The sequence below is a fragment of the Streptomyces sp. Q2 genome, assembly GCF_056820935.1.
Genome location: NZ_JBXEJE010000052.1, coordinates 1 through 23,332, shown reverse-complemented (window position 1 = coordinate 23,332; position 23,332 = coordinate 1). Strand labels below are relative to the sequence as shown.

27 protein-coding genes and 1 pseudogene are annotated in these 23,332 nt (G+C 72.1%); 20 read left to right on the top strand and 8 right to left on the bottom strand.

The window, feature by feature from the left end:
• Positions 1–78 precede the first annotated feature (78 nt).
• From hisD to ACWBNA_RS40515, 9 genes are all read left to right on the top strand, one after another.
• Entirely contained in the window at positions 79–1,404 is a 1,326-nt protein-coding gene (hisD, locus tag ACWBNA_RS40555) for a histidinol dehydrogenase (RefSeq protein WP_482709584.1), read from the top strand.
• The gene (locus ACWBNA_RS40550; RefSeq protein ID WP_482709582.1) at positions 1,401–2,510 is read left to right on the top strand and encodes a histidinol-phosphate transaminase; all 1,110 of its coding nucleotides are present in this window, start codon (positions 1,401–1,403) and stop codon (positions 2,508–2,510) included. Before hisD ends, ACWBNA_RS40550 begins: the two co-directional genes overlap by 4 nt.
• Positions 2,507–3,100 carry an imidazoleglycerol-phosphate dehydratase HisB gene (gene hisB / locus ACWBNA_RS40545; protein WP_046261880.1) on the top strand — a complete coding sequence of 198 codons (594 nt, stop codon included), beginning with the start codon at positions 2,507–2,509 and terminating at the stop codon, positions 3,098–3,100. The genes ACWBNA_RS40550 and hisB overlap by 4 nt, the downstream gene beginning before the upstream one ends.
• Positions 3,097–3,261, top strand: coding sequence for a hypothetical protein (locus tag ACWBNA_RS40540; RefSeq protein ID WP_482709581.1), 165 nt, complete (start codon positions 3,097–3,099; stop codon positions 3,259–3,261). The genes hisB and ACWBNA_RS40540 overlap by 4 nt, the downstream gene beginning before the upstream one ends.
• Positions 3,252–3,902: an imidazole glycerol phosphate synthase subunit HisH gene (gene hisH / locus ACWBNA_RS40535; RefSeq protein WP_482709579.1), complete on the top strand. Its 651-nt coding sequence runs from the start codon at positions 3,252–3,254 to the stop codon at positions 3,900–3,902. The genes ACWBNA_RS40540 and hisH overlap by 10 nt, the downstream gene beginning before the upstream one ends.
• A complete protein-coding gene (gene priA / locus ACWBNA_RS40530) occupies positions 3,902–4,642 on the top strand; it encodes a bifunctional 1-(5-phosphoribosyl)-5-((5-phosphoribosylamino)methylideneamino)imidazole-4-carboxamide isomerase/phosphoribosylanthranilate isomerase PriA (RefSeq protein ID WP_482709578.1) in 741 nt (246 codons plus the stop codon). Before hisH ends, priA begins: the two co-directional genes overlap by 1 nt.
• Complete coding sequence (locus ACWBNA_RS40525) at positions 4,639–5,037, top strand: RidA family protein (protein ID WP_482709577.1); 399 nt, start codon at positions 4,639–4,641, stop codon at positions 5,035–5,037. Before priA ends, ACWBNA_RS40525 begins: the two co-directional genes overlap by 4 nt.
• Positions 5,034–5,789: an imidazole glycerol phosphate synthase subunit HisF gene (hisF, locus tag ACWBNA_RS40520; protein ID WP_482709576.1), complete on the top strand. Its 756-nt coding sequence runs from the start codon at positions 5,034–5,036 to the stop codon at positions 5,787–5,789. The genes ACWBNA_RS40525 and hisF overlap by 4 nt, the downstream gene beginning before the upstream one ends.
• A 144-nt stretch (positions 5,790–5,933) precedes the next feature.
• Positions 5,934–7,184 (top strand): MFS transporter, encoded by a 1,251-nt coding sequence (locus tag ACWBNA_RS40515; RefSeq protein ID WP_482709575.1) that lies wholly within the window; start codon positions 5,934–5,936, stop codon positions 7,182–7,184.
• A 67-nt stretch (positions 7,185–7,251) separates the two neighbouring features.
• Here ACWBNA_RS40515 and ACWBNA_RS40510 read toward each other — a convergent pair whose 3' ends face one another.
• A complete protein-coding gene (locus ACWBNA_RS40510) occupies positions 7,252–7,887 on the bottom strand; it encodes a TIGR03085 family metal-binding protein (protein ID WP_482709574.1) in 636 nt (211 codons plus the stop codon).
• Between the two features lie 83 nt (positions 7,888–7,970).
• Between ACWBNA_RS40510 and hisI the strand changes: the two genes are divergently transcribed.
• The 11 genes from hisI to lgt all read left to right on the top strand — a co-directional run bounded on the left by hisI (position 7,971) and on the right by lgt (position 16,948).
• A complete protein-coding gene (gene hisI / locus ACWBNA_RS40505; protein WP_482709573.1) occupies positions 7,971–8,369 on the top strand; it encodes a phosphoribosyl-AMP cyclohydrolase in 399 nt (132 codons plus the stop codon).
• A gap of 11 nt (positions 8,370–8,380) precedes the next feature.
• Entirely contained in the window at positions 8,381–9,859 is a 1,479-nt protein-coding gene (locus ACWBNA_RS40500; protein ID WP_482709572.1) for an anthranilate synthase component I, read from the top strand.
• Between the two features lie 51 nt (positions 9,860–9,910).
• A complete protein-coding gene (locus ACWBNA_RS40495; protein ID WP_482709625.1) occupies positions 9,911–10,552 on the top strand; it encodes a TIGR02234 family membrane protein in 642 nt (213 codons plus the stop codon).
• Positions 10,553–10,822: 270 nt separating this feature from the next.
• Positions 10,823–11,074, top strand: coding sequence for an HGxxPAAW family protein (locus ACWBNA_RS40490; RefSeq protein ID WP_482709570.1), 252 nt, complete (start codon positions 10,823–10,825; stop codon positions 11,072–11,074).
• A gap of 91 nt (positions 11,075–11,165) precedes the next feature.
• On the top strand, positions 11,166–11,618 hold the full coding sequence (locus tag ACWBNA_RS40485; protein ID WP_482709569.1) for a DUF2752 domain-containing protein: 453 nt from the start codon (positions 11,166–11,168) through the stop codon (positions 11,616–11,618).
• Between the two features lie 165 nt (positions 11,619–11,783).
• The gene (gene trpC, locus ACWBNA_RS40480) at positions 11,784–12,593 is read left to right on the top strand and encodes an indole-3-glycerol phosphate synthase TrpC (protein ID WP_482709568.1); all 810 of its coding nucleotides are present in this window, start codon (positions 11,784–11,786) and stop codon (positions 12,591–12,593) included.
• A 22-nt stretch (positions 12,594–12,615) separates the two neighbouring features.
• Positions 12,616–12,807 carry a tryptophan biosynthesis modulator TrpM gene (gene trpM / locus ACWBNA_RS40475; RefSeq protein WP_482709567.1) on the top strand — a complete coding sequence of 64 codons (192 nt, stop codon included), beginning with the start codon at positions 12,616–12,618 and terminating at the stop codon, positions 12,805–12,807.
• Between the two features lie 112 nt (positions 12,808–12,919).
• On the top strand, positions 12,920–14,206 hold the full coding sequence (trpB, locus tag ACWBNA_RS40470; RefSeq protein WP_482709565.1) for a tryptophan synthase subunit beta: 1,287 nt from the start codon (positions 12,920–12,922) through the stop codon (positions 14,204–14,206).
• Positions 14,203–15,021, top strand: coding sequence for a tryptophan synthase subunit alpha (gene trpA / locus ACWBNA_RS40465; RefSeq protein WP_482709564.1), 819 nt, complete (start codon positions 14,203–14,205; stop codon positions 15,019–15,021). The genes trpB and trpA overlap by 4 nt, the downstream gene beginning before the upstream one ends.
• Positions 15,022–15,110: 89 nt before the next feature.
• On the top strand, positions 15,111–15,887 hold the full coding sequence (locus tag ACWBNA_RS40460; RefSeq protein ID WP_482709562.1) for a DsbA family protein: 777 nt from the start codon (positions 15,111–15,113) through the stop codon (positions 15,885–15,887).
• Between the two features lie 95 nt (positions 15,888–15,982).
• On the top strand, positions 15,983–16,948 hold the full coding sequence (gene lgt, locus ACWBNA_RS40455) for a prolipoprotein diacylglyceryl transferase (RefSeq protein WP_482709561.1): 966 nt from the start codon (positions 15,983–15,985) through the stop codon (positions 16,946–16,948).
• Between the two features lie 51 nt (positions 16,949–16,999).
• Here the strand turns inward: lgt and ACWBNA_RS40450 are convergent, their stop codons facing one another.
• The 7 genes and pseudogenes from ACWBNA_RS40450 to ACWBNA_RS40420 form a co-directional block, all read right to left on the bottom strand.
• A complete protein-coding gene (locus tag ACWBNA_RS40450) occupies positions 17,000–17,830 on the bottom strand; it encodes an HpcH/HpaI aldolase/citrate lyase family protein (protein ID WP_482709560.1) in 831 nt (276 codons plus the stop codon).
• Positions 17,827–19,071 carry a CaiB/BaiF CoA transferase family protein gene (locus ACWBNA_RS40445; protein WP_482709559.1) on the bottom strand — a complete coding sequence of 415 codons (1,245 nt, stop codon included), beginning with the start codon at positions 19,069–19,071 and terminating at the stop codon, positions 17,827–17,829. Before ACWBNA_RS40445 ends, ACWBNA_RS40450 begins: the two co-directional genes overlap by 4 nt.
• Positions 19,068–19,229, bottom strand: a complete 162-nt coding sequence (locus ACWBNA_RS40440) for a hypothetical protein (RefSeq protein ID WP_482709558.1) — start codon at positions 19,227–19,229, stop codon at positions 19,068–19,070. Before ACWBNA_RS40440 ends, ACWBNA_RS40445 begins: the two co-directional genes overlap by 4 nt.
• Positions 19,226–20,629, bottom strand: coding sequence for an ADP-ribosylglycohydrolase family protein (locus tag ACWBNA_RS40435; RefSeq protein WP_482709556.1), 1,404 nt, complete (start codon positions 20,627–20,629; stop codon positions 19,226–19,228). Before ACWBNA_RS40435 ends, ACWBNA_RS40440 begins: the two co-directional genes overlap by 4 nt.
• Position 20,630: 1 nt before the next feature.
• Positions 20,631–21,791: an ADP-ribosylglycohydrolase family protein gene (locus ACWBNA_RS40430; RefSeq protein WP_482709554.1), complete on the bottom strand. Its 1,161-nt coding sequence runs from the start codon at positions 21,789–21,791 to the stop codon at positions 20,631–20,633.
• Positions 21,792–21,799: 8 nt separating this feature from the next.
• Positions 21,800–23,098, bottom strand: a complete 1,299-nt coding sequence (locus ACWBNA_RS40425; protein ID WP_482709553.1) for an ADP-ribosylglycohydrolase family protein — start codon at positions 23,096–23,098, stop codon at positions 21,800–21,802.
• Positions 23,095–23,332: pseudogene (locus ACWBNA_RS40420) on the bottom strand (hypothetical protein); the annotation flags it as partial. The pseudogene ACWBNA_RS40420 and the gene ACWBNA_RS40425, both read right to left, overlap by 4 nt.

Sequence of the window (23,332 nt, the reverse complement as noted above, 5' to 3'; positions counted from 1 at the left end):
CCCGGGTTCCGCCCCGGTCTGTATCAGCCATTGATACGCGCGAACGACGCCCGATCCCGGTCTGAGAGAATTGACGACGTGATCTCCCGAATCGATCTGCGCGGCGACGCCCTTCCCGAAGGCCCCGCCCTGCGCGACCTGCTGCCCCGAGCCGACTTCGACGTCTCGGCCGCCCTGGAGAAGGTGCGTCCGATCTGCGAGGCCGTGCATCATCGGGGCGACGCGGCGCTGATCGACTTCGCCGAGAAGTTCGACGGGGTGCGCCTGGAGTCCGTACGGGTTCCGGCCGAGGCGCTGACCGGGGCCCTCGCTGAGCTGGACCCGGCCGTGCGCGCGGCCCTGGAGGAGTCCATCCGCCGCGCCCGTCTCGTCCACCGCGAGCAGCGCCGTACGACGCACACGACCCAGGTCGTGCCCGGCGGTTCGGTGACCGAGAAGTGGGTGCCGGTCGATCGCGTCGGTCTCTACGCGCCCGGCGGGCGGTCCGTCTACCCGTCCTCCGTGATCATGAACGTGGTGCCCGCGCAGGAGGCCGGCGTCGAGTCGATCGCCCTCGCCTCCCCGGCGCAGGCCGACTTCGACGGCCTGCCGCACCCGACGATCCTCGCCGCGTGCGCGCTGCTCGGCATCGACGAGGTGTACGCGGCCGGCGGTGCGACCGCCGTCGCGATGTTCGCGTACGGCACCGAGTCCTGCCCGCCCGCCAACATGGTCACCGGCCCCGGCAACATCTGGGTCGCCGCCGCCAAGCGCTACTTCACCGGCAAGATCGGCATCGACGCCGAGGCCGGCCCGACCGAGATCGCGATCCTCGCGGACGACACGGCCGACCCGGTGCACGTCGCCTCCGACCTGATCAGCCAGGCCGAGCACGACCCGCTGGCCGCCGCCGTGCTGGTCACCGACTCCGTGGAGCTCGCGGACGCGGTGGCGAAGGAGCTGGAGCCGCAGGTCGCGGCCAGCAAGCACATCGAGGACCGGATCGTGCCCGCCCTCGCCGGCAGGCAGTCCGCGATCGTTCTCGTCGACGGCGTGGAGGAAGGGCTCAGGGTCGTCGACGCGTACGGCGCCGAGCACCTGGAGATCCAGACCGCTCAGGCCTCGGACGTCGCCGACCGCGTGCGCAACGCCGGCGCGATCTTCATCGGCCCCTGGGCGCCGGTCTCGCTCGGCGACTACGCGGCCGGGTCCAACCACGTCCTGCCCACCGGCGGCTGCGCCTGCCACTCCTCGGGCCTGTCCGTCCAGTCCTTCCTGCGCGGCATCCACATCGTCGACTACACGAAGGACGCGCTGGCCGACGTGGCGCACCACGTGGTGACGCTCGCGGAGGCGGAGGACCTGCCCGCGCACGGCGCGGCGATCAAGGCGCGGTTCGGATGGAAGGTACCGGCGAGCAAGTGAGTTTTGGAATCGACGATCTCCCCGTACGGGACGAGCTGCGCGGCAAGTCCCCTTATGGCGCCCCCCAGTTGGACGTCCCCGTACGGCTGAACACCAACGAGAACCCCTATCCGCTGCCCGAGCCGCTGGTCGAGCGGATCGCCGAGCGGGTGCGCGAGGCGGCCCGCAACCTCAACCGCTACCCGGACCGGGACGCGGTGGAGCTGCGCACCCAGCTCGCCAAGTACCTCACCGACACCGCCGGGCACGAGGTCGGCGTCGCCAACCTCTGGGCCGCCAACGGCTCCAACGAGGTCATCCAGCAGCTGCTGCAGACCTTCGGCGGACCAGGCCGTACGGCGATCGGCTTCGAGCCGTCGTACTCGATGCACGGACTCATCGCGCGCGGCACCGGCACGGGCTGGATCTCCGGCCCACGGGGCGAGGACTTCACGATCGACCTCGCCGCCGCCGAGAAGGCGATCGCCGAGCACCGGCCGGACGTCGTCTTCGTCACCACCCCCAACAACCCCACCGGAACCGCCGTCCCGCGCGAGACGGTCCTCGCCCTGTACGAGGCCGCGCAGGCGGCGGGGCCCTCGATGGTCGTGGTCGACGAGGCCTACATCGAGTTCAGCCACGGCGCCTCGCTGCTGCCGCTCATCGAGGGCAGGCCGAACCTCGTCGTCTCGCGGACGATGTCCAAGGCCTTCGGCGCGGCGGGGCTGCGCCTCGGCTATCTCGCCGCGCACCCGGCGGTCGTGGACGCCGTCCAGCTCGTACGGCTGCCGTACCACCTGTCCGCGATCACGCAGGCGACCGCGCTGGCCGCCCTGGAGCACACCGACACCCTGCTCGGGTACGTCGAGCAGTTGAAGGCCGAGCGGGACCGGCTGGTCTCCGAACTGCTGGCGATCGGCTACGAGGTGACGGCGTCGGACGCCAACTTCGTGCAGTTCGGCCGGTTCGACGACGCCCACGCCGTGTGGCGACAGATCCTCGACCGGGGCGTCCTGGTCCGGGACAACGGTGTGCCGGGATGGTTGCGGGTCACCGCGGGAACCCCCGCCGAAAACGACGCGTTCCTCGACGCGGTCCGTGAGTTGAAGAAGGAGCAGAGCGCATGAGCCGCGTTGGACGTGTGGAACGGGTGACCAAGGAGACCTCTGTCCTCGTCGAGATCGATCTCGACGGGTCCGGCAAGGTCGATGTGTCGACAGGCGTCGGTTTCTACGACCACATGCTCGACCAGCTCGGCCGGCACGGTCTGTTCGACCTGACCGTGAAGACCGAGGGCGACCTGCACATCGACTCGCACCACACCATCGAGGACAGCGCCCTCGCGCTGGGCGCCGCCTTCAAGCAGGCGCTCGGTGACAAGGTGGGCATCTACCGCTTCGGCAACTGCACGGTCCCGCTGGACGAGTCGCTCGCCCAGGTGACCGTCGACCTGTCCGGCCGCCCGTACCTCGTGCACACCGAGCCCGAGAAGATGGCGCCGATGATCGGTGAGTACGACACCACGATGACCCGGCACATCCTGGAGTCCTTCGTCGCCCAGGCGCAGATCGCCCTGCACGTGCACGTGCCCTACGGACGCAACGCGCACCACATCGTGGAGTGCCAGTTCAAGGCACTGGCCCGGGCGCTGCGGTACGCGTCCGAGCGTGACCCGCGCGCGGCCGGCATCCTCCCGTCCACGAAGGGCGCGCTGTGACCGGCCTGTCGACCATCCTGATCGTCGTCGGCCTCTTCCTGGCCGGCGGGATCTACTCCTTCGTCAAGCAGCAGATGCCGAAGAGCCTCATCGTGCTGCTCTCGATCGGCGCCGCGATGTGCCTCGTCGCGGGCGTCATGAGGCTGGAGGTGTGGAATTGAGCACCGGATCGAAGAAAGTGGTCGTCTTCGACTACGGCTTCGGCAACGTCCGTTCCGCCGAGCGTGCTCTCGCGCGCGCGGGAGCCGACGTCGAGATAACACGCGACTACGACAAGGCCATGAACGCGGACGGCCTGCTGGTGCCGGGCGTCGGCGCCTTCGCCGCCTGTATGAAGGGCCTGAAGGAAGCACGCGGCGACTGGATCGTCGACCGCCGGCTGTCCGGCGGGCGCCCCGTGATGGGCATCTGCGTCGGCATGCAGATCCTCTTCGCGCGCGGCATCGAGCACGGCGTCCAGAGCGAGGGCCTCGACGAGTGGCCCGGCTCGGTCGAACCGCTGCAGGCCGAGATCGTGCCCCACATGGGCTGGAACACCGTCGACGCGCCGGCCGACTCGCAGCTCTTCGCGGGCCTGGACGCCGACGCGCGCTTCTACTTCGTGCACTCCTACGCCGTCCACGACTGGAGCCTGGAGACGCACAACGCGGCCATCCGCGCCCCCAAGGTCACCTGGTCGACCCACGGCAAGCCCTTCGTGGCCGCCGTGGAGAACGGCGCCCTGTGGGCCACGCAGTTCCACCCCGAGAAGTCCGGCGACGCCGGAGCGCAGCTGCTGACCAACTGGATCGGAACCCTCTGATGTCCTCGAACCCCTCAGGACGGCTCGAACTCCTCCCCGCCGTCGACGTCCGTGACGGCCAGGCGGTCCGGCTCGTCCACGGCGAGTCCGGCTCGGAGACCTCGTACGGCTCCCCGCTGCAGGCCGCCCTCGCCTGGCAGCACTCGGGCGCCGAGTGGCTGCACCTGGTCGACCTGGACGCGGCGTTCGGCACCGGCGACAACCGGGCCGTGATCGGCGAGATCGCCAAGGCGATGGACATCAAGGTGGAGCTCTCCGGGGGCATCCGCGACGACGCCGCCCTCGCCGCCGCCCTGGCCACCGGCTGCACCCGGGTCAATCTCGGCACGGCCGCCCTGGAGACCCCGGACTGGGTCGCCAAGGTCATCGCCGAGCACGGCGACAAGATCGCCGTGGGGCTCGACGTACGCGGCACGACATTGCGCGGACGCGGCTGGACCAGCGACGGGGGCGACCTCTACGAGACGCTGGAGCGCCTCGACAAGGAGGGCTGCGCGCGGTACGTGGTGACGGACATCGCCAAGGACGGCACGTTGCAGGGCCCCAACCTGGAACTGCTGCGCAAGGTGTGCGCGGCGACCGACCGGCCCGTCGTGGCCTCCGGCGGTGTGTCGTCGCTGGACGACCTGCGGGCCATCGCCGAGCTGGTACCCCTCGGTGTCGAGGGCGCCATCGTCGGGAAGGCCCTGTACGCGAAGGCGTTCACCCTCGAAGAGGCCCTGGAGGCGGTGGCCCGGTGAGCGACCTTCGACGCGTGACGACCGGCGCGCCCTGGGAGGAGACCTTCGGGTACTCCCGGGCGGTGGAACTCCCGAACGGCCTGGTGCTGGTCTCCGGCTGCACGTCCATCGTGGACGGCGAGATCGCCGGGGGCGACCCGTACGAGCAGACGGTCAACGCCTTCGACGTCGCGTTCGCGGCGCTGGGGGAACTGGGTCTGGGCCGCGAGGACGTCGTGCGGACGCGCATGTACCTCACTCACGCCCGGGACGTCGACGACGTCGGACGCGCTCACAAGGAGCTGTTCGACTCCGTCCGGCCCGCCGCATCCATGATCATCGTCTCCGGCTTCGTGGACCCCAGTCTGGTGGTCGAGGTCGAGGTGGAGGCGTACCGAGGAGCAGACAAGTCATGACCCTGGCCGTCCGAGTCATCCCCTGCCTGGACGTGGACAACGGCCGGGTCGTCAAGGGCGTCAACTTCCAGAACCTGCGCGACGCGGGCGACCCCGTCGAGATGGCCAAGGTGTACGACGCCGAGGGCGCCGACGAGCTGACGTTCCTGGACATCACCGCCTCGTCGGGCAACCGCGAGACGACGTACGACGTGGTGCGCCGCACCGCCGAGCAGGTGTTCATCCCGCTGACGGTCGGCGGCGGCGTCCGTGCGGCCGAGGACGTGGACAAGCTGCTGCGGGCGGGCGCCGACAAGGTGGGCGTCAACACCGCCGCGATCGCCCGCCCCGACCTCATCCGCGAGATCGCCGAGCGGTTCGGCCGGCAGGTGCTCGTCCTGTCGGTGGACGCGCGGCGCACCGAGTCGGGCTCCTTCGAGGTCACCACCCACGGCGGCCGCAAGGGCACCGGCATCGACGCGGTCGAGTGGGCGCACCGGGCCGCCGAGCTGGGCGCGGGGGAGATCCTGCTCAACTCGATGGACGCGGACGGGACGAAGGACGGCTACGACCTGGAGATGATCGCCGCCGTCCGCAAGCACGTGACGGTTCCGGTGATCGCCTCCGGCGGCGCGGGCAAGCTGGCCGACTTCGCGCCGGCCGTCGCGGCGGGCGCGAACGCGGTGCTCGCGGCGTCCGTCTTCCACTTCGGCGATCTGCGGATCGGGCAGGTGAAGGACGCACTACGGGAGTCGGGGCATCCGGTGAGGTGACGTTCGGCTCGAGCCCCGGCTGCCTTTCGAGGCCGCCGGGGCTTTCTTCTTGGCCGAACCGAAGCGGAGCCGAAGAAGGACCTGCGCGAGCACGTCGCCCCGCCCCTGTACGCCTTCCCGTTCCGCGCCTGAAAGGCACCCACCGTGAGCGCCTCACTCACCGCCCCGGCCGTCGGCACCGGCAGACCGGCCCACCGTGACGGCAACGTTCTGCGCTGGCTCGCCGCCTACACCTCCTCGATGGTCGGCGACAGCGTGTACTACATCGCCCTGTCCTGGGCCGCCGTACAGGCCGGGACGCCCGCCCAGGCCGGAGTGGTCATGGCGGTGAGCGCGGTGCCGCGGGCCCTGCTGATGCTGGGCGGGGGAGTGATCGCCGACCGGTTCGGGCCGCGCAGGGTCGTCATCGGCAGTGACGCGGTGCGCTGCGCGGCCGGGTTCGCGGTGGCCGCGCTGCTGTTCTTCACCAGCCCCGGACTGTGGCCGCTGGCCCTGCTCGCCCTGGTCTTCGGCACCGTCGACGCCGTGTTCGTTCCCGCGGTGGGCGCCCTCCCCGCGCGCGTGACGAGCCGCGATCAGCTCGCGCGCGTGCAAGGTATGCGGGGCCTCGCGATCAGATTCGCGAGCATCGTCGGCGCCCCGCTCGGCGGTCTCGCGGTGGCGGCGGGCGGTGCGGCGGCGGCCTTCGGGCTGGCGGGCCTGCTGATCGCGGTGTCGGTGCCGCTGCTGCTCTGCGTACGGCTGCGGGAACTGCCCCCGGACGACAAGGCGGCCGCCCGCGGTGGCACCGCCTGGCGCGACCTGGTGGCCGGACTGCGCTACATACGCCGACACCGCGTGCTGGCCCCGCTGATGGTGGCCATCGCCCTCGGCGACCTCGGCTTCGTCGGCCCCCTCAACGTCGGCCTGACCCTGCTCGCCGACGAGCGCGGCTGGGGCGCCTCCGGCATGGGCTGGGTGCTCGCCGGGTTCGGCACCGGCGCGGGCGGCGCCTCCCTCCTGCTGACCGTGCGCGGGCGCCTGCCGCACGCCGGGCAGGTCGCGGCGTACGCCCTCCTCGCGGGCTCGGTCGCCATCGGCGCCCTCGCCTTCGTCCCGGGGGTCCTCGCGGCCGTCGGGGTGGCCCTGCTCATCGGCCTGCTCGCGGGGCTCAGCGGCGTCATGTGCGGCGCCCTGCTGCAGACCCAGGCCGACCCCGCCTACCTGGGCCGTGTCACCGCCGTCTCCGGCCTGGTGAGCCTCGGCTTCGCCCCGCTGAGCATGCCGCTGTGCGCCGCGGCCATCGGCGTCTGGGGGACCGGTCCGGTCTTCGTCGTCAGCGCCGTGGTCTGCGGGCTCGGCGGGGTCGTCGCGCTGTGCGTCCGCGACCTGCGGCGCGCGCAACTGCCCGGCTGAACGGGACAGGCGCGCGCAACCGCCCAACTGAACGGGACAGGCGCCAACCGCCCCGCTGAGCGGGACTTCAGATACCGAGCTGCTTCGACCCGTGCAGCTTGTCGATCGCCTCCTTGTCGCCGTCCAGCTCGACGTGGACCGCGTCCTGGCGGCCGTAGAGGAACAGCAGCAGCTCCGACGGCTCGCCGGTCACCGTCACGACCGGCGTGCCGCGGTGGGCGACGGCGGTCTGGCCGTCCGGGCGGCGCAGCACCAGGCCCGTCGCGACGCCGCGGCCCATCAGACGGGCGGTGCGCTCCAGGCGGGACCACAGGGCGTCCTGGAAGACCTTGTCGAGTTCGCGCGGGGACCAGTCGGGCTGGGCGCGGCGGACGTCCTCGGTGTGGACGTAGAACTCGATGGTGTTGGACGCCTCGTCGATCTGCTTGAGGGAGAAGGGCGAGAACCGGGGCGGGCCGGTCCGGATGAGCTGGATCAGTTCCTCGTACGGCTTGGCCGCGAACTCGTCCATCACCTTCTCCAGGCGTGGTTCGAGCTGCTTGATCAGTATGCCGCCGGCGGCGTCGGGGCGGCGCTCGCGCACCACCACGTGCGCGGCCAGGTCACGGGTCAGCCAGCCCTCGCACAGGGTCGGGGCCTCAGGGCCCGCGGCCTCCAACAGGTCGGCCAGGAGAAGTCGTTCACGCTTGGCGAAAGTCGACATGACAGTCAGCCTACGGCCGTCCGTCCGGTCCGCACAGTGGACACCCCCCGGTGACTGTCAGTGGCGGGCGGCACAATGGCACCATGACCAGCAGCACGCCCCGCCAGCCCAGCGGGCTCGACCCCGACATCGCCGCGCGTCTCAAGCGCAGCGCCGACGGGCTCCTGCCCGCCATCGCCCAGCAGTACGACACCGGGGAGGTGCTGATGCTCGGCTGGATGGACGACGAGGCGCTGCACCGCACGCTCACCACCGGCCGATGCACCTACTGGTCGCGCAGCCGCCGGGAGTACTGGGTCAAGGGCGACACCTCCGGCCACTTCCAGTGGGTCAAGTCGGTGGCCCTGGACTGCGACGCGGACACCGTGCTGGTCAAGGTCGACCAGGTCGGCGCCGCCTGCCACACCGGCGCGCGCACCTGCTTCGACGCCGACGTGCTGGTCAAGGACGCCGGTTCCGGCGTCCCGGCCGCGGATCAGTAGGGTCAGCCGCCATGGACCTCGAGACCTTCCGCAAGCTGGCCACCGACCGCCGTGTCATCCCCGTCACCCGCAAGCTCCTCGCCGACGGCGACACCCCGGTCGGGCTCTACCGCAAGCTCGCCGCCGAGCGCCCCGGCACCTTCCTGCTGGAGTCCGCGGAGAACGGCCGCTCGTGGTCCCGTTACTCGTTCGTCGGCGTCCGCTCCGCCGCGACCCTCACCGCGCGCGACGGGCAGGCCCACTGGCTCGGCACCCCGCCCGTCGGCGTCCCCGCGGACGGCGACCCCCTCGTCGCCCTGCGCGCCACCATCGAGGCCCTGCACACCCCCCACCAGGAGGGCCTGCCGCCCTTCACCGGCGGCATGGTCGGCTACCTCGGCTACGACATCGTGCGCCGCCTGGAGAAGATCGGCCCCGGCGAGCGCGACGACCTCAAGCTGCCCGAGCTGACCATGCTCCTCACCAGCGACCTCGCCGTGATGGACCACTGGGAGGGCTCGGTCCTGCTGATCGCCAACGCGATCAACCACAACGACCTCGACACCGGCGTCGACGAGGCCCACGCGGACGCGGTGGCCCGCCTGGACGCCATGGAGGCGGACCTGTCGCGGGCGGTCGCCCAGCCCCCGGCCGTCCTGCCCCCCTCCGAACTCCCCGAGTACACGGCCCTGTGGGGCGGCCCCGAATTCCAGGAGGCCGTCGAGGACGTCAAGGAGCGCATCCGCGCGGGCGAGGCCTTCCAGGTCGTACCGTCGCAGCGCTTCGAAACACCGTGCACGGCGAGCGCGTTGGACGTGTACCGGGTACTGCGGGCGACGAACCCCTCCCCGTACATGTACCTGTTCCGCTTCGACGGCTTCGACGTCGTCGGCTCGTCCCCCGAGGCCCTCGTCAAGGTCGAGGACGGGCAGGCCATGGTCCACCCCATCGCCGGCACCCGGCACCGCGGGGCCACCCCGCAGGAGGACCAGGCCCTCGCCGACGAGCTGCTCGCCGACCCGAAGGAGCGCGCCGAGCACCTCATGCTGGTCGACCTGGGGCGCAACGACCTCGGACGGGTCTGCGAGCCGGGCTCGGTCGAGGTCGTCGACTTCATGTCCGTCGAGCGGTACTCGCACGTCATGCACATCGTCTCGACGGTCACCGGCAAGGTCGCCACGGGCCGCACGGCCTTCGACGTCCTGACGGCCTGCTTCCCGGCGGGCACCCTCTCCGGAGCCCCCAAGCCCCGCGCCATGCAGATCATCGACGAACTGGAACCGTCCCGGCGCGGCCTGTACGGCGGCTGCGTGGGCTATCTGGACTTCGCCGGCGACTCCGACACCGCCATCGCCATCCGTACGGCCCTGCTGCGGGGCGGCACGGCATACGTCCAGGCGGGCGCCGGCATCGTCGCGGACTCCGACCCGGTCGCCGAGGACCAGGAGTGCCGCAACAAGGCGGCGGCGGTCCTGCGCGCGGTCCACACGGCCAACCGGCTCGTCAAATAGGGCGCTTATCACTGAACCCCGGGTGACGATTCGCCCGTGGTTCAGGCGATAGTGGAGGACGTGACTCCCGTACCTCACCCCCGTTCCGAAGCCGCAGAACCCGCCCGGGCCGGCCGCCGGAGTCTTGCCGTCGCCCTGCTCAGCGGGGCGCTCGGCGCGGCCGTGGCGTTGCTCGCTACCCGCCAGCAGTGGTCGCAGGGCACCGCGACCGTGGCCGGCGGCAGCTTCCCGCTGACCGCCACGGGCAGCGACGTGACGGGCGTGCCCGCGTCCCTGGCCATAGTGGGCCTCGCCGCGCTCGTCGCCGTCTTCGCCGTCCGCCGGGCCGGCCGCTTCCTGGTGGCCGCCCTGCTCGCGCTCTCCGGCGCCGGCATCATCGCCGCGGCCCTCCTCGGTGTCGACGACAGCTCCGCGCTCGACGAGCAGGCGGCGAAGGCCTCCGGCGACACCTCGGCCACCGTCGACGCGCTCTCCCACACCGCCTGGCCGTACGTCGCGGCCGCCGGCGGTGCCCTGCTCCTCCTGGCCGGCCTGCTCGCCCTGCGCTACGGACGCCAGTGGCCCGCGATGTCCGGCCGCTACGAGCGCTCCGGCGCCCCCCGTCCGCGCCGCCAGGCACCCGCCATCGACCCCGACCGCCCCGAGGACATCTGGAAGGCCCTGGACCGGGGCGAGGACCCGACCGGCGCGTAGGCCTCCGGCGGTCGCGCGGTCACGCGGTCAAGGCGGCTACGGGGGCGGGGTTTCGGTGATGTGCCGGGTGCGGGTGCGTGGGGGCTGGTCGCGCAGTTCCCCGCGCCCCTGGGGGTGCGGCCCGCGCCCCCTGTCAGGCAGGCCACGGCCGCCGTCCCGTCGGTTCCCGACGCGCGAGGGCCGACCCCCGGGCACCCGGCAGGCGCGCGTGCGGAACAATGGACCATGAGCGTCCGGCTCAGACACGTACACAGCAACGAGGAGCAAGTCATGGCGGGCAGCAGCCACGGTCACACCCCGGCCGCCTGGACCGGTGTCATCATCGCCTTCATCGGTTTCACCGTCGCCGGCGCCTTCATGGTGCTGGCCGAGCCGGCGGGCTTCTGGGGCGGCATGGTGATCGTGGTCCTCGGTGGCGTGGTCGGCTGGATCATGCGGGCGATGGGCCTGGGCCAGCCGAAGAGCAACCACCCGGTGCACGAGAAGGCGGAGAAGCGCGAGCCCGCGAGCGTCGAGAGCTGATCGCGTACGACTTCGTGGAGGGGCGGCCCGGCGTGATGCCGGGGCCGCCCCTCACGCGCGTCCAGGGGGCCGTACAGGGCACAATGCGAGCGTGGACGCCGACAGCCGGAGCACCCGGACGACATCGCCCTCCGACGCCGCCGACGGGGGCGTGCTGGGCCGGCTGGCCGTGCCCGCGGGAGTGCTCGCGGCGGTCGTCGGGGCCTTCGCGTACGTGGGCACCGTGGATCCCAACCAGCCCGGCCACTACCCGGTCTGCCCGCTGCTGCGCCTCACCGGCATCTACTGCCCGGGGTGCGGCGGGCTGCGCAGCGCGCACGCCTTCGTCCACGGCGACTTCGTCGCGGCGCTCGGCGACAACGCCCTGGCCGTCGTCGGCTACTTCGCCTTCGCGGTGATGTGGACCGTCTGGGTGGTCCGTGCGGTGCGCGGACGGCCGTCGAGGATCGTTCTCCGGCCGGTGCAGCTGTGGAGTCTCGGCGCGTTGGTGCTGGTCTTCACGATTGTCCGGAACCTGCCGTTCGGTGGCTGGCTACATCCTTGATCAATTCGCAAAGGTCCAGGTAGTGGGACCGGCGTCAACCGGATGCGAGGCCTACGCCCTCCTGCGGATACCATCGAAGTGACCACCGGTTTCGTCCGACGATACGGTCCGGTGACAGAAGTCCAACCGCTTGAACAGTCAACCGTCTGGAAGGGGGCCGCTCGCGTGAGTGTGCTCGACGAGATCATCGACGGAGTCCGTGCCGACCTCGCGGAACGGCAGGCGCGCGTCAGCCTCGACGAGCTCAAGGAGCGTGCGGCGAAGGCTCCCGCGGCCAAGGACGGACTCGCCGCACTGCGGGGCGACGGCGTCAAGGTCATCTGCGAGGTCAAGCGCTCCAGCCCGTCCAAGGGCGCGTTGGCCGCGATCGCCGATCCGGCCGGCCTCGCCGCCGACTACGAGGCGGGCGGCGCCGCCGTCATCTCCGTACTGACCGAGGAGCGCCGCTTCGGCGGCTCGCTGGCCGACCTCGAAGCGGTCCGCGCGCGCGTGGACATCCCCCTGCTGCGCAAGGACTTCATCGTCACCTCGTACCAGCTGTGGGAGGCCCGTGCCTACGGCGCCGACCTCGCGCTGCTCATCGTGGCCGCCCTGGACCAGCCCGCCCTCGAGTCCCTCATCGAGCGCGCCGAGTCCATCGGGCTCACCCCGATCGTCGAGGTGCACGACGAGGACGAGGTGGAGCGCGCGGTGGACGCGGGCGCCAAGGTGATCGGCGTCAACGCGCGCAACCTGAAGACGCTGGAGGTCGACCGCACGACCTTCGAGCGGCTGGCACCGGAGATCCCGGACAACCTCGTCAAGATCGCCGAGTCCGGCGTCCGCGGCCCGCACGACCTCATCGCCTACGCCAACGCCGGCGCGGACGCGGTCCTGGTGGGCGAGTCCCTGGTGACCGGCAAGGACCCCAAGACGGCGGTCGCCGACCTGGTGGCGGCGGGCGAGCACCCCGCACTCCGGCACGGCCGGGGCTGACGGGACCGCTAAGCTGACTCCGATGACGCTCTCGACCACCCTGCCGACCCCGGACCGGTACGCCCGCCTGGCGCGCGGCTGCCGGCCCCGCGGCTGCCGCGCGCCCGCACGCCGGGTGCACGGGCGTCGGGTGCGGTACGTCATCGGCGACGAGCCGGGCCAGGTGAACGGCATGCGATGGCAGCGCCCCTTCAGGGGCGCGGGACAGTTCTGAACATGCGGCTCCGCCGCGTGGGCGCGACCGGCCACAACGGTCGCGCAGTCGACTGACAACCTCCGCCCCACGGCGATCAGTGTCTTCCCCACACTCACCGTGAGGTTCCAGCATGCCCAGCGAGTTCTTCATCCCCGACCCCGAGGGTCAGATCCCCAGCGCCGAAGGCTACTTCGGCGCGTTCGGCGGCAAGTTCATCCCGGAGGCGCTCGTCGCCGCCGTGGACGAGGTCGCCGTCGAGTACGAGAAGGCGAAGGGGGACCCCGAGTTCGCGCGCGAACTCGACGACCTCCTCGTCCACTACACCGGCCGGCCCAGCTCCCTCACCGAGGTGCCCAGGTTCGCCGAACACGCCGGCGGCGCCCGGGTGTTCCTCAAGCGCGAGGACCTCAACCACACCGGCTCGCACAAGATCAACAACGTGCTGGGCCAGGCCCTGCTCACCAAGCGGATGGGCAAGACCCGCGTCATCGCCGAGACCGGTGCCGGCCAGCACGGTGTCGCGACCGCCACCGCCTGCGCCCTGTTCGGGCTCGAGTGCACCATCTACATGGGGGAGATCGACACCCAGCGCCAGGCGCTCAACGTGGCCCGGATGCGCATGCTCGGCGCCGAGGTCATCGCCGTGAAGTCCGGCAGTCGCACCCTGAAGGACGCGATCAACGAGGCGTTCCGCGACTGGGTCGCCAACGTCGACCGCACCCACTACCTGTTCGGGACCGTGGCCGGACCGCACCCCTTCCCGGCCATGGTGCGCGACTTCCACCGGGTGATCGGCGTCGAGGCCCGCCGCCAGATCCTGGAGCGCGCCGGACGTCTGCCCGACGCCGCCATCGCCTGCGTCGGCGGCGGCTCCAACGCCATCGGCCTCTTCCACGCCTTCATCCCGGACGCGGACGTACGCCTCATCGGCTGCGAGCCCGCCGGGCACGGCGTGGAGACCGGCGAGCACGCGGCGACCCTGACGGCCGGCGAGCCCGGCATCCTGCACGGCTCGCGGTCGTACGTCCTCCAGGACGAGGAGGGCCAGATCACCGAGCCGTACTCGATCTCGGCCGGACTCGACTACCCCGGCATCGGCCCCGAGCACGCCTACCTCAAGGACAGCGGCCGCGGCGAATACCGCGCGGTCACCGACGACGCGGCGATGCAGGCCCTGCGCCTGCTGTCGCGGACCGAGGGCATCATCCCTGCCATCGAGAGCGCCCACGCGCTGGCCGGTGCGCTGGAGGTCGGCAAGGAGCTGGGCAAGGACGGGCTGATCGTGATCAACCTGTCGGGCCGCGGCGACAAGGACATGGACACGGCCGCCCGCTACTTCGACCTGTACGACACCGACGCCCAGGTCGCCGCCGACCAGGACGCCGACACCGCTGAGATCGAGGGGGACGCCAAGTGAGCGGGAACATCCAACTGCTGTCCGACACCCTCGCCGCCGCCAAGGCGGAGGGGCGTTCCGCGCTCATCGCCTACCTCCCGGCCGGGTTCCCGACCGTGGACGGCGGCATCGCGGCGATCAAGGCCGTCTTCGACGGCGGCGCGGACATCGTCGAGGTGGGCCTGCCGCACAGTGACCCGGTTCTCGACGGCCCGGTCATCCAGACCGCGGACGACATCGCCCTGCGCGGCGGCGTCAAGATCGCGGACGTCATGCGGACGGTCCGTGAGGCCCACGGGGCGACCGGGAAGCCGGTGCTCGTGATGACGTATTGGAACCCGATCGACCGCTACGGCGTCGAGCGCTTCACCGCCGAACTTGCCGAGGCGGGCGGCGCCGGGTGCATCCTGCCCGACCTGCCCGTGCAGGAGTCGGCGCTGTGGAGGGAGCACGCGCAGAAGCACGGGCTCGCGACGGTCTTCGTGGTCGCACCCAGCAGCAAGGACGCACGGCTCGCCAAGATCACCGCGGCGGGCAGCGGCTTCGTCTACGCCGCCTCCCTGATGGGCGTCACCGGCACCCGCGCGTCGGTCGGAGAGCAGGCCCAGGACCTGGTGCAGCGCACCCGGGCCACCGGCACCGGCCTGCCGGTCTGTGTCGGGCTCGGCGTCTCCGACGCGGCTCAGGCCGCCGAGGTCGCCGGCTTCGCCGACGGGGTGATCGTCGGCTCGGCCTTCGTCAAGCGGATGCTGGACGCGCCCGACGACGCGGCCGGCGTCGAGGCGGTCCGCGCGCTCGCCGGTGAACTCGCCAAGGGCGTGCGCGGAAAGGCGTAGCAAGGCGGGACATGTCATACAGGTCACTCGAACGGGTGGACCTGGGACCGGGGAGGCGCGGTGCGCCTCCCCGGTTCGTTCTGCGGGATGTGAGCGAGAAGAAGCGAGAGGGAAAGCGCACCGCCCGGGAGCGGCTGGCGGAAGAGCGCGAGAGAGGGAAGTCCGCGGAGAAGCGGCGCAGGGTGCTGATCGTGGGCGCGAGCGTGGTCTGCGTCCTGGGTCTCGCGGCGGTGATCGGCGTGGTCGCGGCGAACGTGGGCAAGGACGACGGCAGCGACTCCGCGGGCCCGGTCGTGGTGCCCTCGGGGGCCAAGGGCAAGGACAGCCTCGCCATCCCGGTCGGCAAGGAAAGCGCCAAGTCGACGCTCACGGTCTGGGAGGACTTCCGCTGCCCGGCCTGCAAGGCCTTCGAGACGGCGTACCGGCCGGCGATCCACGAGCTGACGGCCGCCGGGCAGCTGAAGGTGGACTACCACCTGGCGACGATCATCGACGGCAACATGGGCGGTACCGGCTCCCGCAACGCCGCCAACGCGGCGGCCTGCGCCCAGGACGTCGGCAAGTTCACGGCGTACCACGACGTGCTGTACGACAACCAGCCCGCGGAGACCGACGACGCCTTCGCCCAGAACAGCAAGCTCATCGAACTGGCGGCCAAGGTCGACGGTCTCGACACGGCCGCGTTCCGTACGTGTGTCGAGAAGGGCACCCACAACAGCTGGGTCGAGAAGTCCGCCGCGGCCTTCCGCGACGGCGGCTTCAGCGGCACGCCGACCGTGATCCTCAACGGCAAGAACATCTACCAGGACCAGACCATGACCCCGGCGAAGCTGAAGCAGCTGGTGCAGGAGGCCGACACGGCGTGACCAGCGGGTGAGGGCCTTTCACACCCGCCCGTTATGGACCCGTAGCCGGGCTGCCCGTCGTGGGCCCGGTCCGGCACGGTAGCGTCGACCCTGCCATGGAACTTGCCTACATTCCCAGCCCGTCGCGCGGGGTGCTGTACCTCGGACCCATTCCGCTGCGCGGCTACGCGTTCTGCATCATCATCGGCGTCTTCGTAGCCGTCTGGCTCGGCAACAAGCGCTGGCTCGCCCGGGGAGGGCGGGCCGGCACGGTGGCCGACATCGCGGTCTGGGCCGTGCCGTTCGGTCTGGTCGGCGGCCGGCTCTACCACGTGATCACGGACTACGAGCTGTACTTCAGCGAGGGCCGCGACTGGGTGGACGCCTTCAAGATCTGGGAAGGCGGTCTCGGCATCTGGGGCGCGATCGCGCTCGGTGCCGTGGGCGCGTGGATCGGCTGCCGGCGCCGGGGCATCCCGCTGCCCGCCTGGGCCGACGCCCTCGCCCCCGGTATCGCCCTCGCCCAGGCGATCGGCCGTTGGGGCAACTGGTTCAACCAGGAGCTGTACGGCAAGGAGAGCGACCTTCCCTGGGCCCTGCACATCACCTCGTCCGCGGACGGCCGGGTGCCCGGCTACTACCAGCCGACGTTCCTGTACGAGTCGCTGTGGTGCGTCGGTGTCGCCCTCCTCGTCATCTGGGCCGACCGCCGCTTCACGCTGGGGCACGGCCGGGCCTTCGCGCTGTACGTCGCCTCGTACTGCGTGGGCCGGTTCTGGATCGAGTACCTGCGTGTCGACGACGCCCACCACATCCTGGGCCTGCGCCTGAACAACTGGACCGCGATGATCGTGTTCCTGCTCGCGGTGGTCTACCTCGTGCTGTCGGCGAAGAAGCGGCCGGGCCGGGAGACGGTGGTCGAGCCGGGCGCCGAGCCCGCCGACGGTGACAGTGCCTCCGGCGACGAGTCCGAGGACGGTGCCGAGGCCGACGAGAAGCCCGAAGCCGAGGCCAAGACGGAAGCCGACGCCGAGGCCAAGGACGAGGTCAAGGACGAGGCCGGGTCGGGGAAGAAGACCTGACGGTCGGTCGTACGTGGATGAGGGCGCCCTGGGATCTCCGGGCGCCCTCCGTCATGTGCGGTGGGCCAGCGACAGCGTGCGTCGCGCTACCGCGACCACGGCCGCGTCGACGAATCTTCCGTCCGGCAGCGCCTGGGCACCCTGGTCCGTGGTCGCCGCCTTGACGATCGTCTCCGCTTCCTCGATCTCTTCCTCCGTGGGCAGGTAGGCCCGTTCGATGACCGGCAGTTGCCGGGGGTGGATGGCGGCGCGGCCGAGGAAGCCGAGGGCGCGGCCGTGGAGGCAGGAGGCGGCGAGGCCGTCCAGGTCGCGGATGTCGGGGTGGACGGACTGGGGTGGTGGGGCGAGGCCCGCCGCACGCGCGGCCACGACCACGCGGGAGCGGCACCAGTCGAGGCCCGAGTCGTCACGCAGGCCCAGGTCGGCGCGGAGGTCCGCCTCGCCGACGGCGATGCCGCGCAGGGCCGGGTGTGCGGTGGCGATGGCGTGGGCGAGTTCGATGCCCAGGGCCGATTCCAGGAGCGCGTGGAGCGGGGGTGCGCCGCCGTCGGCGGGGACCGTGCCCTCGGCGACGCGGACGATCTGTCCGGGGGAGGTCACCTTCGGGAGGCGGAGGCCCGAGACGCCCGGGAGGGCCGCCACCGCCGCCAGATCAGCCGCCGCGAGCGGTCCGTCCAGGGCGTTCACGCGGACGTGGACCGGTACCGGCTGCGGCTCGGAGAGGAATTCGGCGGTGGCCTCGCGGGCGTACTCCTTGCGGCCTGGGGCGACCGCGTCCTCCAGGTCGATCACGACGACGTCGGCGCCGCAGGCGAGGGCCTTGGCGACCACGCGGGGGCGGTCGCCGGGGACGTACAGCCAGGTGAGCGGGGGTGCCGTCATACGGTGCCGTCCTCCCGCAGGGCGTCGATGTCCGCCGGTGTCAGGCCCAGCTCGGCCAGGACCTCCGCCGTGTCGGCGCCGTGCGGGCGGCCCGTCCAGCGGATCGCGCCGGGGGTGGCGGAGAGGCGGAACAGGACGTTCTGCATGCGGAGGGGGCCCAGCTCGGGGTCGTCGACCGTGGTGACGGTGTCGAGGGCCTGGTACTGCGGGTCGGCCATCACGTCCCTCACGTCCTGGATCGGCGCGACGGCCGCCTCCGCCTTCTCGAAGGCCGCGAGGACCTCGGTGCGGGTGCGCTCGGCGATCCAGGAGCCGACCGCCTCGTCGAGGACGTCGCAGTGGGCGGCCCGCTCGGCGCCGGTGGCGAACCACGGCTCGTCGATCAGGTCCGGGCGGCCGACCAGGCACATCACGCGCTCGGCGATCGACTGGGCGGAGGTGGAGACGGCGACCCAGGTGCCGTCCGCGGTGCGGTAGGTGTTGCGCGGGGCGTTGTTCTGGGAGCGGTTGCCGGTGCGCGGCTGGACGTGGCCCAGTTGGTCGTACCAGAGGGTCTGCGGGCCCAGGGCCATCAGGATCGGTTCGATCAGGGCCATGTCGACGACCTGGCCCTCGCCGGTGCGGTCGCGGGCGGCGAGTGCCGTCATCACCGCGTACGCCGTGGCGAGGCCCGCGATCGAGTCGGCCAGGCCGAACGGCGGGAGTGTCGGGGGCGCGTCCGGTTCGCCGGTGATCGCCGCGAAGCCGCTCATCGCCTCGGCGAGGGTGCCGAAGCCGGGGCGGTGGGCGTACGGGCCGAACTGGCCGAAGCCGGTGACGCGGGTGAGGACCAGGCGGGGGTTGGCGGCCGACAGTTCCTCCCAGCCGAGGTCCCACTTCTCCAGGGTGCCGGGGCGGAAGTTCTCGATCACGACGTCCGCGGTCGCCGCGAGACGCAGGAGGGTGCTGCGGCCGGCCGGCTTGGAGAGGTTCAGCGTGATCGTGCGCTTGTTGCGGCCGAGCAGCTTCCACCACAGACCCACGCCGTTCTTCGACGGCCCGTGGCCCCGGGAGGGGTCGGGTTTGGCCGGGTGCTCGACCTTGATGACCTCCGCGCCGAAGTCGCCGAGCATCGTGGCGGCGAGCGGGCCGGCGAAGAGGGTGGCGAGGTCGAGGACGCGCAGGCCGGTGAGGGGGGTGGCGGTCGTGGGCCGGTCTGCGGTGGTGAACTCGGCAGCCGTCGTGTGGTGGTCTGTCGTCATGTGGTGCACCCCGCTTCGATCTCGGACCGGTACGGCATCGAGGCCGAGGCGCCCGGGCGTTGCACGGGGCCCGTCACGGCCTCACCGCGCTGAGGCGCCTTCCCGACGTGGGCGACGAGGTCCCTGTTCGTGCTGCCGAGCACGGCGATGTGGGTCATGGGCGGGGTGCCTCCAGGTGGGTGAGCTCGTGGGTGAGGCGGGCCGGGGTGTCGAAGCCGGTGCCGTTGAAGTCGCCGACGGAGGTGGACAGGCGGTTCTTGAGGGGGGCCGTCCAGCGGTCGGGGAGGGCGGCGGGGGTGCCGGCGAGGAGGGCGGCGATGCTGCCGGCCGTGGCGCCGTTGGAGTCGGTGTCCCAGCCTCCGGAAACGGCGCGGCAGATGGAGCCGGTGAAGTCGCCGTCCGCGTGGGTGAGGGCGGCGGCGATCAGGGCGGTGTTGGGGATCGCGTGGACCCAGTGGTGGGTCGGTGCGTGGGTGGCGTGGAGCGTGTCGACGACCGCGTCGAAGTCGTCGTGCGCTTGGGCCAGTTGGATGGCGTGGGTGACGGCCCTCGCCAGCCGGGAGGCCGGGGGGATCACGGTGAGGCCGGTACGCAGGCAGGTGTGGATGTCGTGGGTGCCGGTGGCTGCCTGCGCGATGGTGGCCGCGACGAACATCGCCGCGTAGACGCCGTTGGCGGTGTGGGTGAGGGTGGCGTCCCGGTGGGCCTGTTCCGCGGCGGCCGCGGGGTCGCCGGGGTTGGTCCAGCCGTGGACGTCGGCGCGGATCAGGGCGCCGATCCATTCGCGGAAGGGGTTGCGGTGGCGGGCCGTGCGCGGGGGTTCCAGGCCGGTGAGGAGGTTGCGGTAGGCGATGCGTTCGGCGGTGAACGTGCGGCCGGCCGGGAGTTCGTCGAGCCAGAGGGAGGCGACGTCCTTGGTGGTGAAGGTCCTGCCGTGGCGTTGGAGCAGGAGGAGGTTGAGGAGGGGGTAGTTGAGGTCGTCGTCCTCCGGCATGCCGTCGATGTTCTCGGCGAGGGACGTTTGTGCCGAGCGGCGGTTCCAGGGGTGCTGCGTCAGGAGTTCGGTGGGGACACCCCGGGCTGTGAAATAGGTGTTCAGGGGCCAGTTGCCGGCGGATCCGGCCAGTTGGCGGATGGCGTCGAGGGGCAGCTTCTCGACGGGTTTGCCGAGGAGGCAGCCGACGGCTCTGCCCAGCCAGGCGGCTTCCAGGCGGGCCTGGGCGGAGGTCGCCGCGGGGGTGGCGTCGATCGCCGGAGCTTGCGGGGGAGGTTGTGTGGGCCAGGCCGGGCAGCCGGCCTTGATTCTCGCGAGGTCCGTGGGCTCGTTGTCCGCCAACTTGCTCGGCAGGTCCGCCAGTTCGTCCAGCAGGTCCTCGGCGAGCTGCCGTAGGTATCTCGACGCCGGTTCCGGCGATGCGCCCGCGCGCAGAGGGGCGTCCCTGCCGCCCGCCGCTCTCCATCTCGCCGCGATCGCCGACGGCTCGCGGCCGTCCTGGGCCGCCTGGTGGAGTTCGTGGCCGATCAGGTCCTCGGGCTGGACCCAGGTGAGGCGGAGCATCTCAGGCTCCGAGTCCGGTGAGGGCCGCCTCGTGGGACCGGCGGCGGGTCACGTCCCGCCGGAAGATCTCGCGGGCGACGGTCGTGAGGGTGGTGGCCGGTTCCCAGAGGTCCAGGCGGCTGGCTTCGGAGACCTGCTTCGCCCAGTCCTGAGGGACCGGGGAGCCGAGGGCGCCTGCCATCGCGCCCGCCATGGTGGCGATGGAGTCGCAGTCGCGGCCGTAGTTCACCGCGCCCAGGACCGCGTGACGGTAGTCGCCGCGGGAGACCACCAGCATGCCCAGGGCGATCGGGAGTTCCTCGATCGTGTGCAGGCGGGAGGGGCGGCGGGCACCGAGCGAGGGCTGCCGGTAGTCGGGACCGACCGTGTCGTACGGGGCCACCGCCTTGCGCAGCGGGGCAAGCGCGGACTCGAAGTCCGTGTGCCGTGAGGCCGTTTCACAGACCTCCTCGATGGCCGCCCGGGTGCCGTCCTTCGCCAGCGCGAGGCAGGCGGAGACGACCGAGTCCGGGGTCGCGCCGGGTGTGCTCGCCGCCGCCACCGCCGCCGCGAAGACGGCCGCCGCCTCACGGCCGTACGACGACTGATGAGCGCCCGCGATGTCCAGCGCCTCGGCGTACGCGCCCGCCGGGTTGGCCGCGTTGACCAGACCGACCGGGGCCATGTACATCGCCGCGCCGCAGTTGACGATGTTGCCGACGCCGGCCTCGCGGGGGTCGACGTGGCCGTAGTGGAGACGGGCCACCAGCCACTTCTCCGCGAGGAAGACGCGCTGCAGCGGGAGTGCCTCCGTCTCCAGCTCCGGGATCCAGCGCGGGTTCGTCATCAGGTCCGGCACCAGGTGGTCCGCGATCGCGTACGCGTCCAGGTGGTCGCGGACCCGCGCGTACACCCGCACCAGCGCGTGCGTCATCAAGGTGTCGTCGGTGACGTGGCCGTCGCCCTTGTGGTACGGCGCGATGGGGCGGGCCGTGCGCCAGGCGTCGCCGTTCCAGGGGCCCACGATGCCGTGGACGCGGCCGGCGTGGCGTTCGACGATCTGCTCGGGGGAGTAGCCCTCGACGGGGCCGCCCAGCGCGTCGCCGACGGCCGCCCCGACGAGGGCGGCGGTGATGCGTTCGTCCAGACCCGACGCGGGAGCTTTTTCCTCTTTGGGTGTCATGCCCCGAATCATCCCTCTGGTGGGGCCGGTTGTGCGGCTTCCAGGAGTTCGGCGAGTTCCACCAGGTCCGTGCCGGTGAGGCGGGGGAGTACGCAGCCGGAGAGGGTGCGGCAACTGTCGCGCCAGGAGGCGGGGATCGACACGCCGCCGCCGAGGGCGCCGGTGAGGGCGCCCGCGAGGGCCGGCGCCGAGTCGGCGACCCGGGAGAGGCAGGCCGCCGCAGGTACCGCCTCCGCGATCCGGCCCTTCGCCGCCCAGGCCAGGGCCAGGGCGACCGGGACCGTCTCGGCGGCGGCGATGCCGTAGCTGTAGACGTGGTCGACGATCTGGTGTTCCAGCAGGGGGACGAGGGCGAAGGCGCTCTCGGCGTCCTGGGCGAGCCTGAGGGCTTCGCGGGCGTTGCGGCCGATCTCGGTGGACTCGGGGAGTTCCGCGAGTGCGGCGGTGACGCATGCCTGTACGCCGGCTCCCCCCAGGGCGAGGGCGAGTGCCGCGGCCATCGCGCGGGCGCCGTGCACGCCGTCGCCGTCCTGGGTGTAGCGGGCGTCGAACTCGGCGAGTTCCGCGGCGAGTCGGGGGTCGCCGGGGTGGGCCACGGCCAGGACGCAGGCCCGTACGCAGGCGGCGTCGTCGAAGTAGTGCGGGTTGTCGTGGCCGGTGGCGGGCGGGCGCAGGCCGGTGGCGAGGTTGCCGAGGCCGGCGCGGACGGAGATGCGGGCGCGCAGGGGGATCACCGCGGACTCGATCTCGGGGGCACGGTCGGCCGCCGCGGCGACCTCGCTGGCCAGGGCGCTCCAGGTCAGGTCGATGGCGGCGCGGGTACGGCGTTGCCGGCTCAGGTCGCCGAGGACGGTGTCGTCGCCGGCGCGCAGGACCGCTTCCGCCGTGAAGACCGCCCACTCGGCGTCGTCGGAGGGACCCAGCCGGAGGGGTTCGGGGGGCTGGTTCAGGGCGATGGGGACGGGGAGGGTGGTCGTGGCGTTCTGTTCGGCGAAGGTGTCGAGTTCGCGGGTCAGGCGGCGGGTCCAGTCGGGCATGCGGGCGGCTCGGTGGCGGGCGGCGGGCCAGCCGGCGGCGTCGCCTGCCGCCAGGCCGAGCAGGAGGCCCTCGATTCGGCGTGGTGGGGTGCGGTAATGGGTTGCCTGGACCTCGGCTTCGCCTTCGGCCTTTTTGTACCCACCCGCACCGCCCGTGCGGGTTTCGTCCTCGGGTGCGAGTGGCCCTTGTGGGGGTTCCTCGCCGTCGGGGGTCGCGGGTGCGAGCAGCTGTGGTGCCGCACCCTCGTCCCAGGGGATGGGCGGGGTCATGAGAGGGCCTCCGTCTCGTTCAGGATCTCGTTCACGCTCTCGATCGGGATCTCGCTCGGTACGAAGCCCCCCGCGCCCCATCGCCCGTCCTCGCCCGGCGTCAGCAGCTCCGCCACGTCCAGGACGTGGTGGCCCGCCATGGACGGCAGGCAGCTGCCGCGGGCCGGGCCGATCGCGGCGGCCCAGCCGGCCGGGATCGCACCGGCGCCGTGGGTGGCGCCGGCCAGGGCGCCC

Excerpts from the sequence above, each read along its gene's own strand:
- trpB (WP_482709565.1), top strand. The coding sequence starts at position 12,920 with ATGCCCAGCGAGTTCTTCATCCCCGACCCCGAGGGTCAGATCCCCAGC.
- ACWBNA_RS40510 (WP_482709574.1), bottom strand. The coding sequence starts at position 7,887 with ATGTCGACTTTCGCCAAGCGTGAACGACTTCTCCTGGCCGACCTGTTG.
- ACWBNA_RS40500 (WP_482709572.1), top strand. The coding sequence starts at position 8,381 with ATGGACCTCGAGACCTTCCGCAAGCTGGCCACCGACCGCCGTGTCATC.
- ACWBNA_RS40440 (WP_482709558.1), bottom strand. The coding sequence starts at position 19,229 with ATGACCCACATCGCCGTGCTCGGCAGCACGAACAGGGACCTCGTCGCC.
- trpM (WP_482709567.1), top strand. The coding sequence starts at position 12,616 with ATGACGCTCTCGACCACCCTGCCGACCCCGGACCGGTACGCCCGCCTG.
- ACWBNA_RS40425 (WP_482709553.1), bottom strand. The coding sequence starts at position 23,098 with ATGACCCCGCCCATCCCCTGGGACGAGGGTGCGGCACCACAGCTGCTC.
- lgt (WP_482709561.1), top strand. The coding sequence starts at position 15,983 with ATGGAACTTGCCTACATTCCCAGCCCGTCGCGCGGGGTGCTGTACCTC.
- ACWBNA_RS40445 (WP_482709559.1), bottom strand. The coding sequence starts at position 19,071 with ATGACGACAGACCACCACACGACGGCTGCCGAGTTCACCACCGCAGAC.
- ACWBNA_RS40490 (WP_482709570.1), top strand. The coding sequence starts at position 10,823 with ATGGCGGGCAGCAGCCACGGTCACACCCCGGCCGCCTGGACCGGTGTC.
- hisF (WP_482709576.1), top strand. The coding sequence starts at position 5,034 with ATGACCCTGGCCGTCCGAGTCATCCCCTGCCTGGACGTGGACAACGGC.
- priA (WP_482709578.1), top strand. The coding sequence starts at position 3,902 with ATGTCCTCGAACCCCTCAGGACGGCTCGAACTCCTCCCCGCCGTCGAC.
- hisI (WP_482709573.1), top strand. The coding sequence starts at position 7,971 with ATGACCAGCAGCACGCCCCGCCAGCCCAGCGGGCTCGACCCCGACATC.
- ACWBNA_RS40450 (WP_482709560.1), bottom strand. The coding sequence starts at position 17,830 with ATGACGGCACCCCCGCTCACCTGGCTGTACGTCCCCGGCGACCGCCCC.
- hisB (WP_046261880.1), top strand. The coding sequence starts at position 2,507 with ATGAGCCGCGTTGGACGTGTGGAACGGGTGACCAAGGAGACCTCTGTC.
- ACWBNA_RS40430 (WP_482709554.1), bottom strand. The coding sequence starts at position 21,791 with ATGACACCCAAAGAGGAAAAAGCTCCCGCGTCGGGTCTGGACGAACGC.
- ACWBNA_RS40435 (WP_482709556.1), bottom strand. The coding sequence starts at position 20,629 with ATGCTCCGCCTCACCTGGGTCCAGCCCGAGGACCTGATCGGCCACGAA.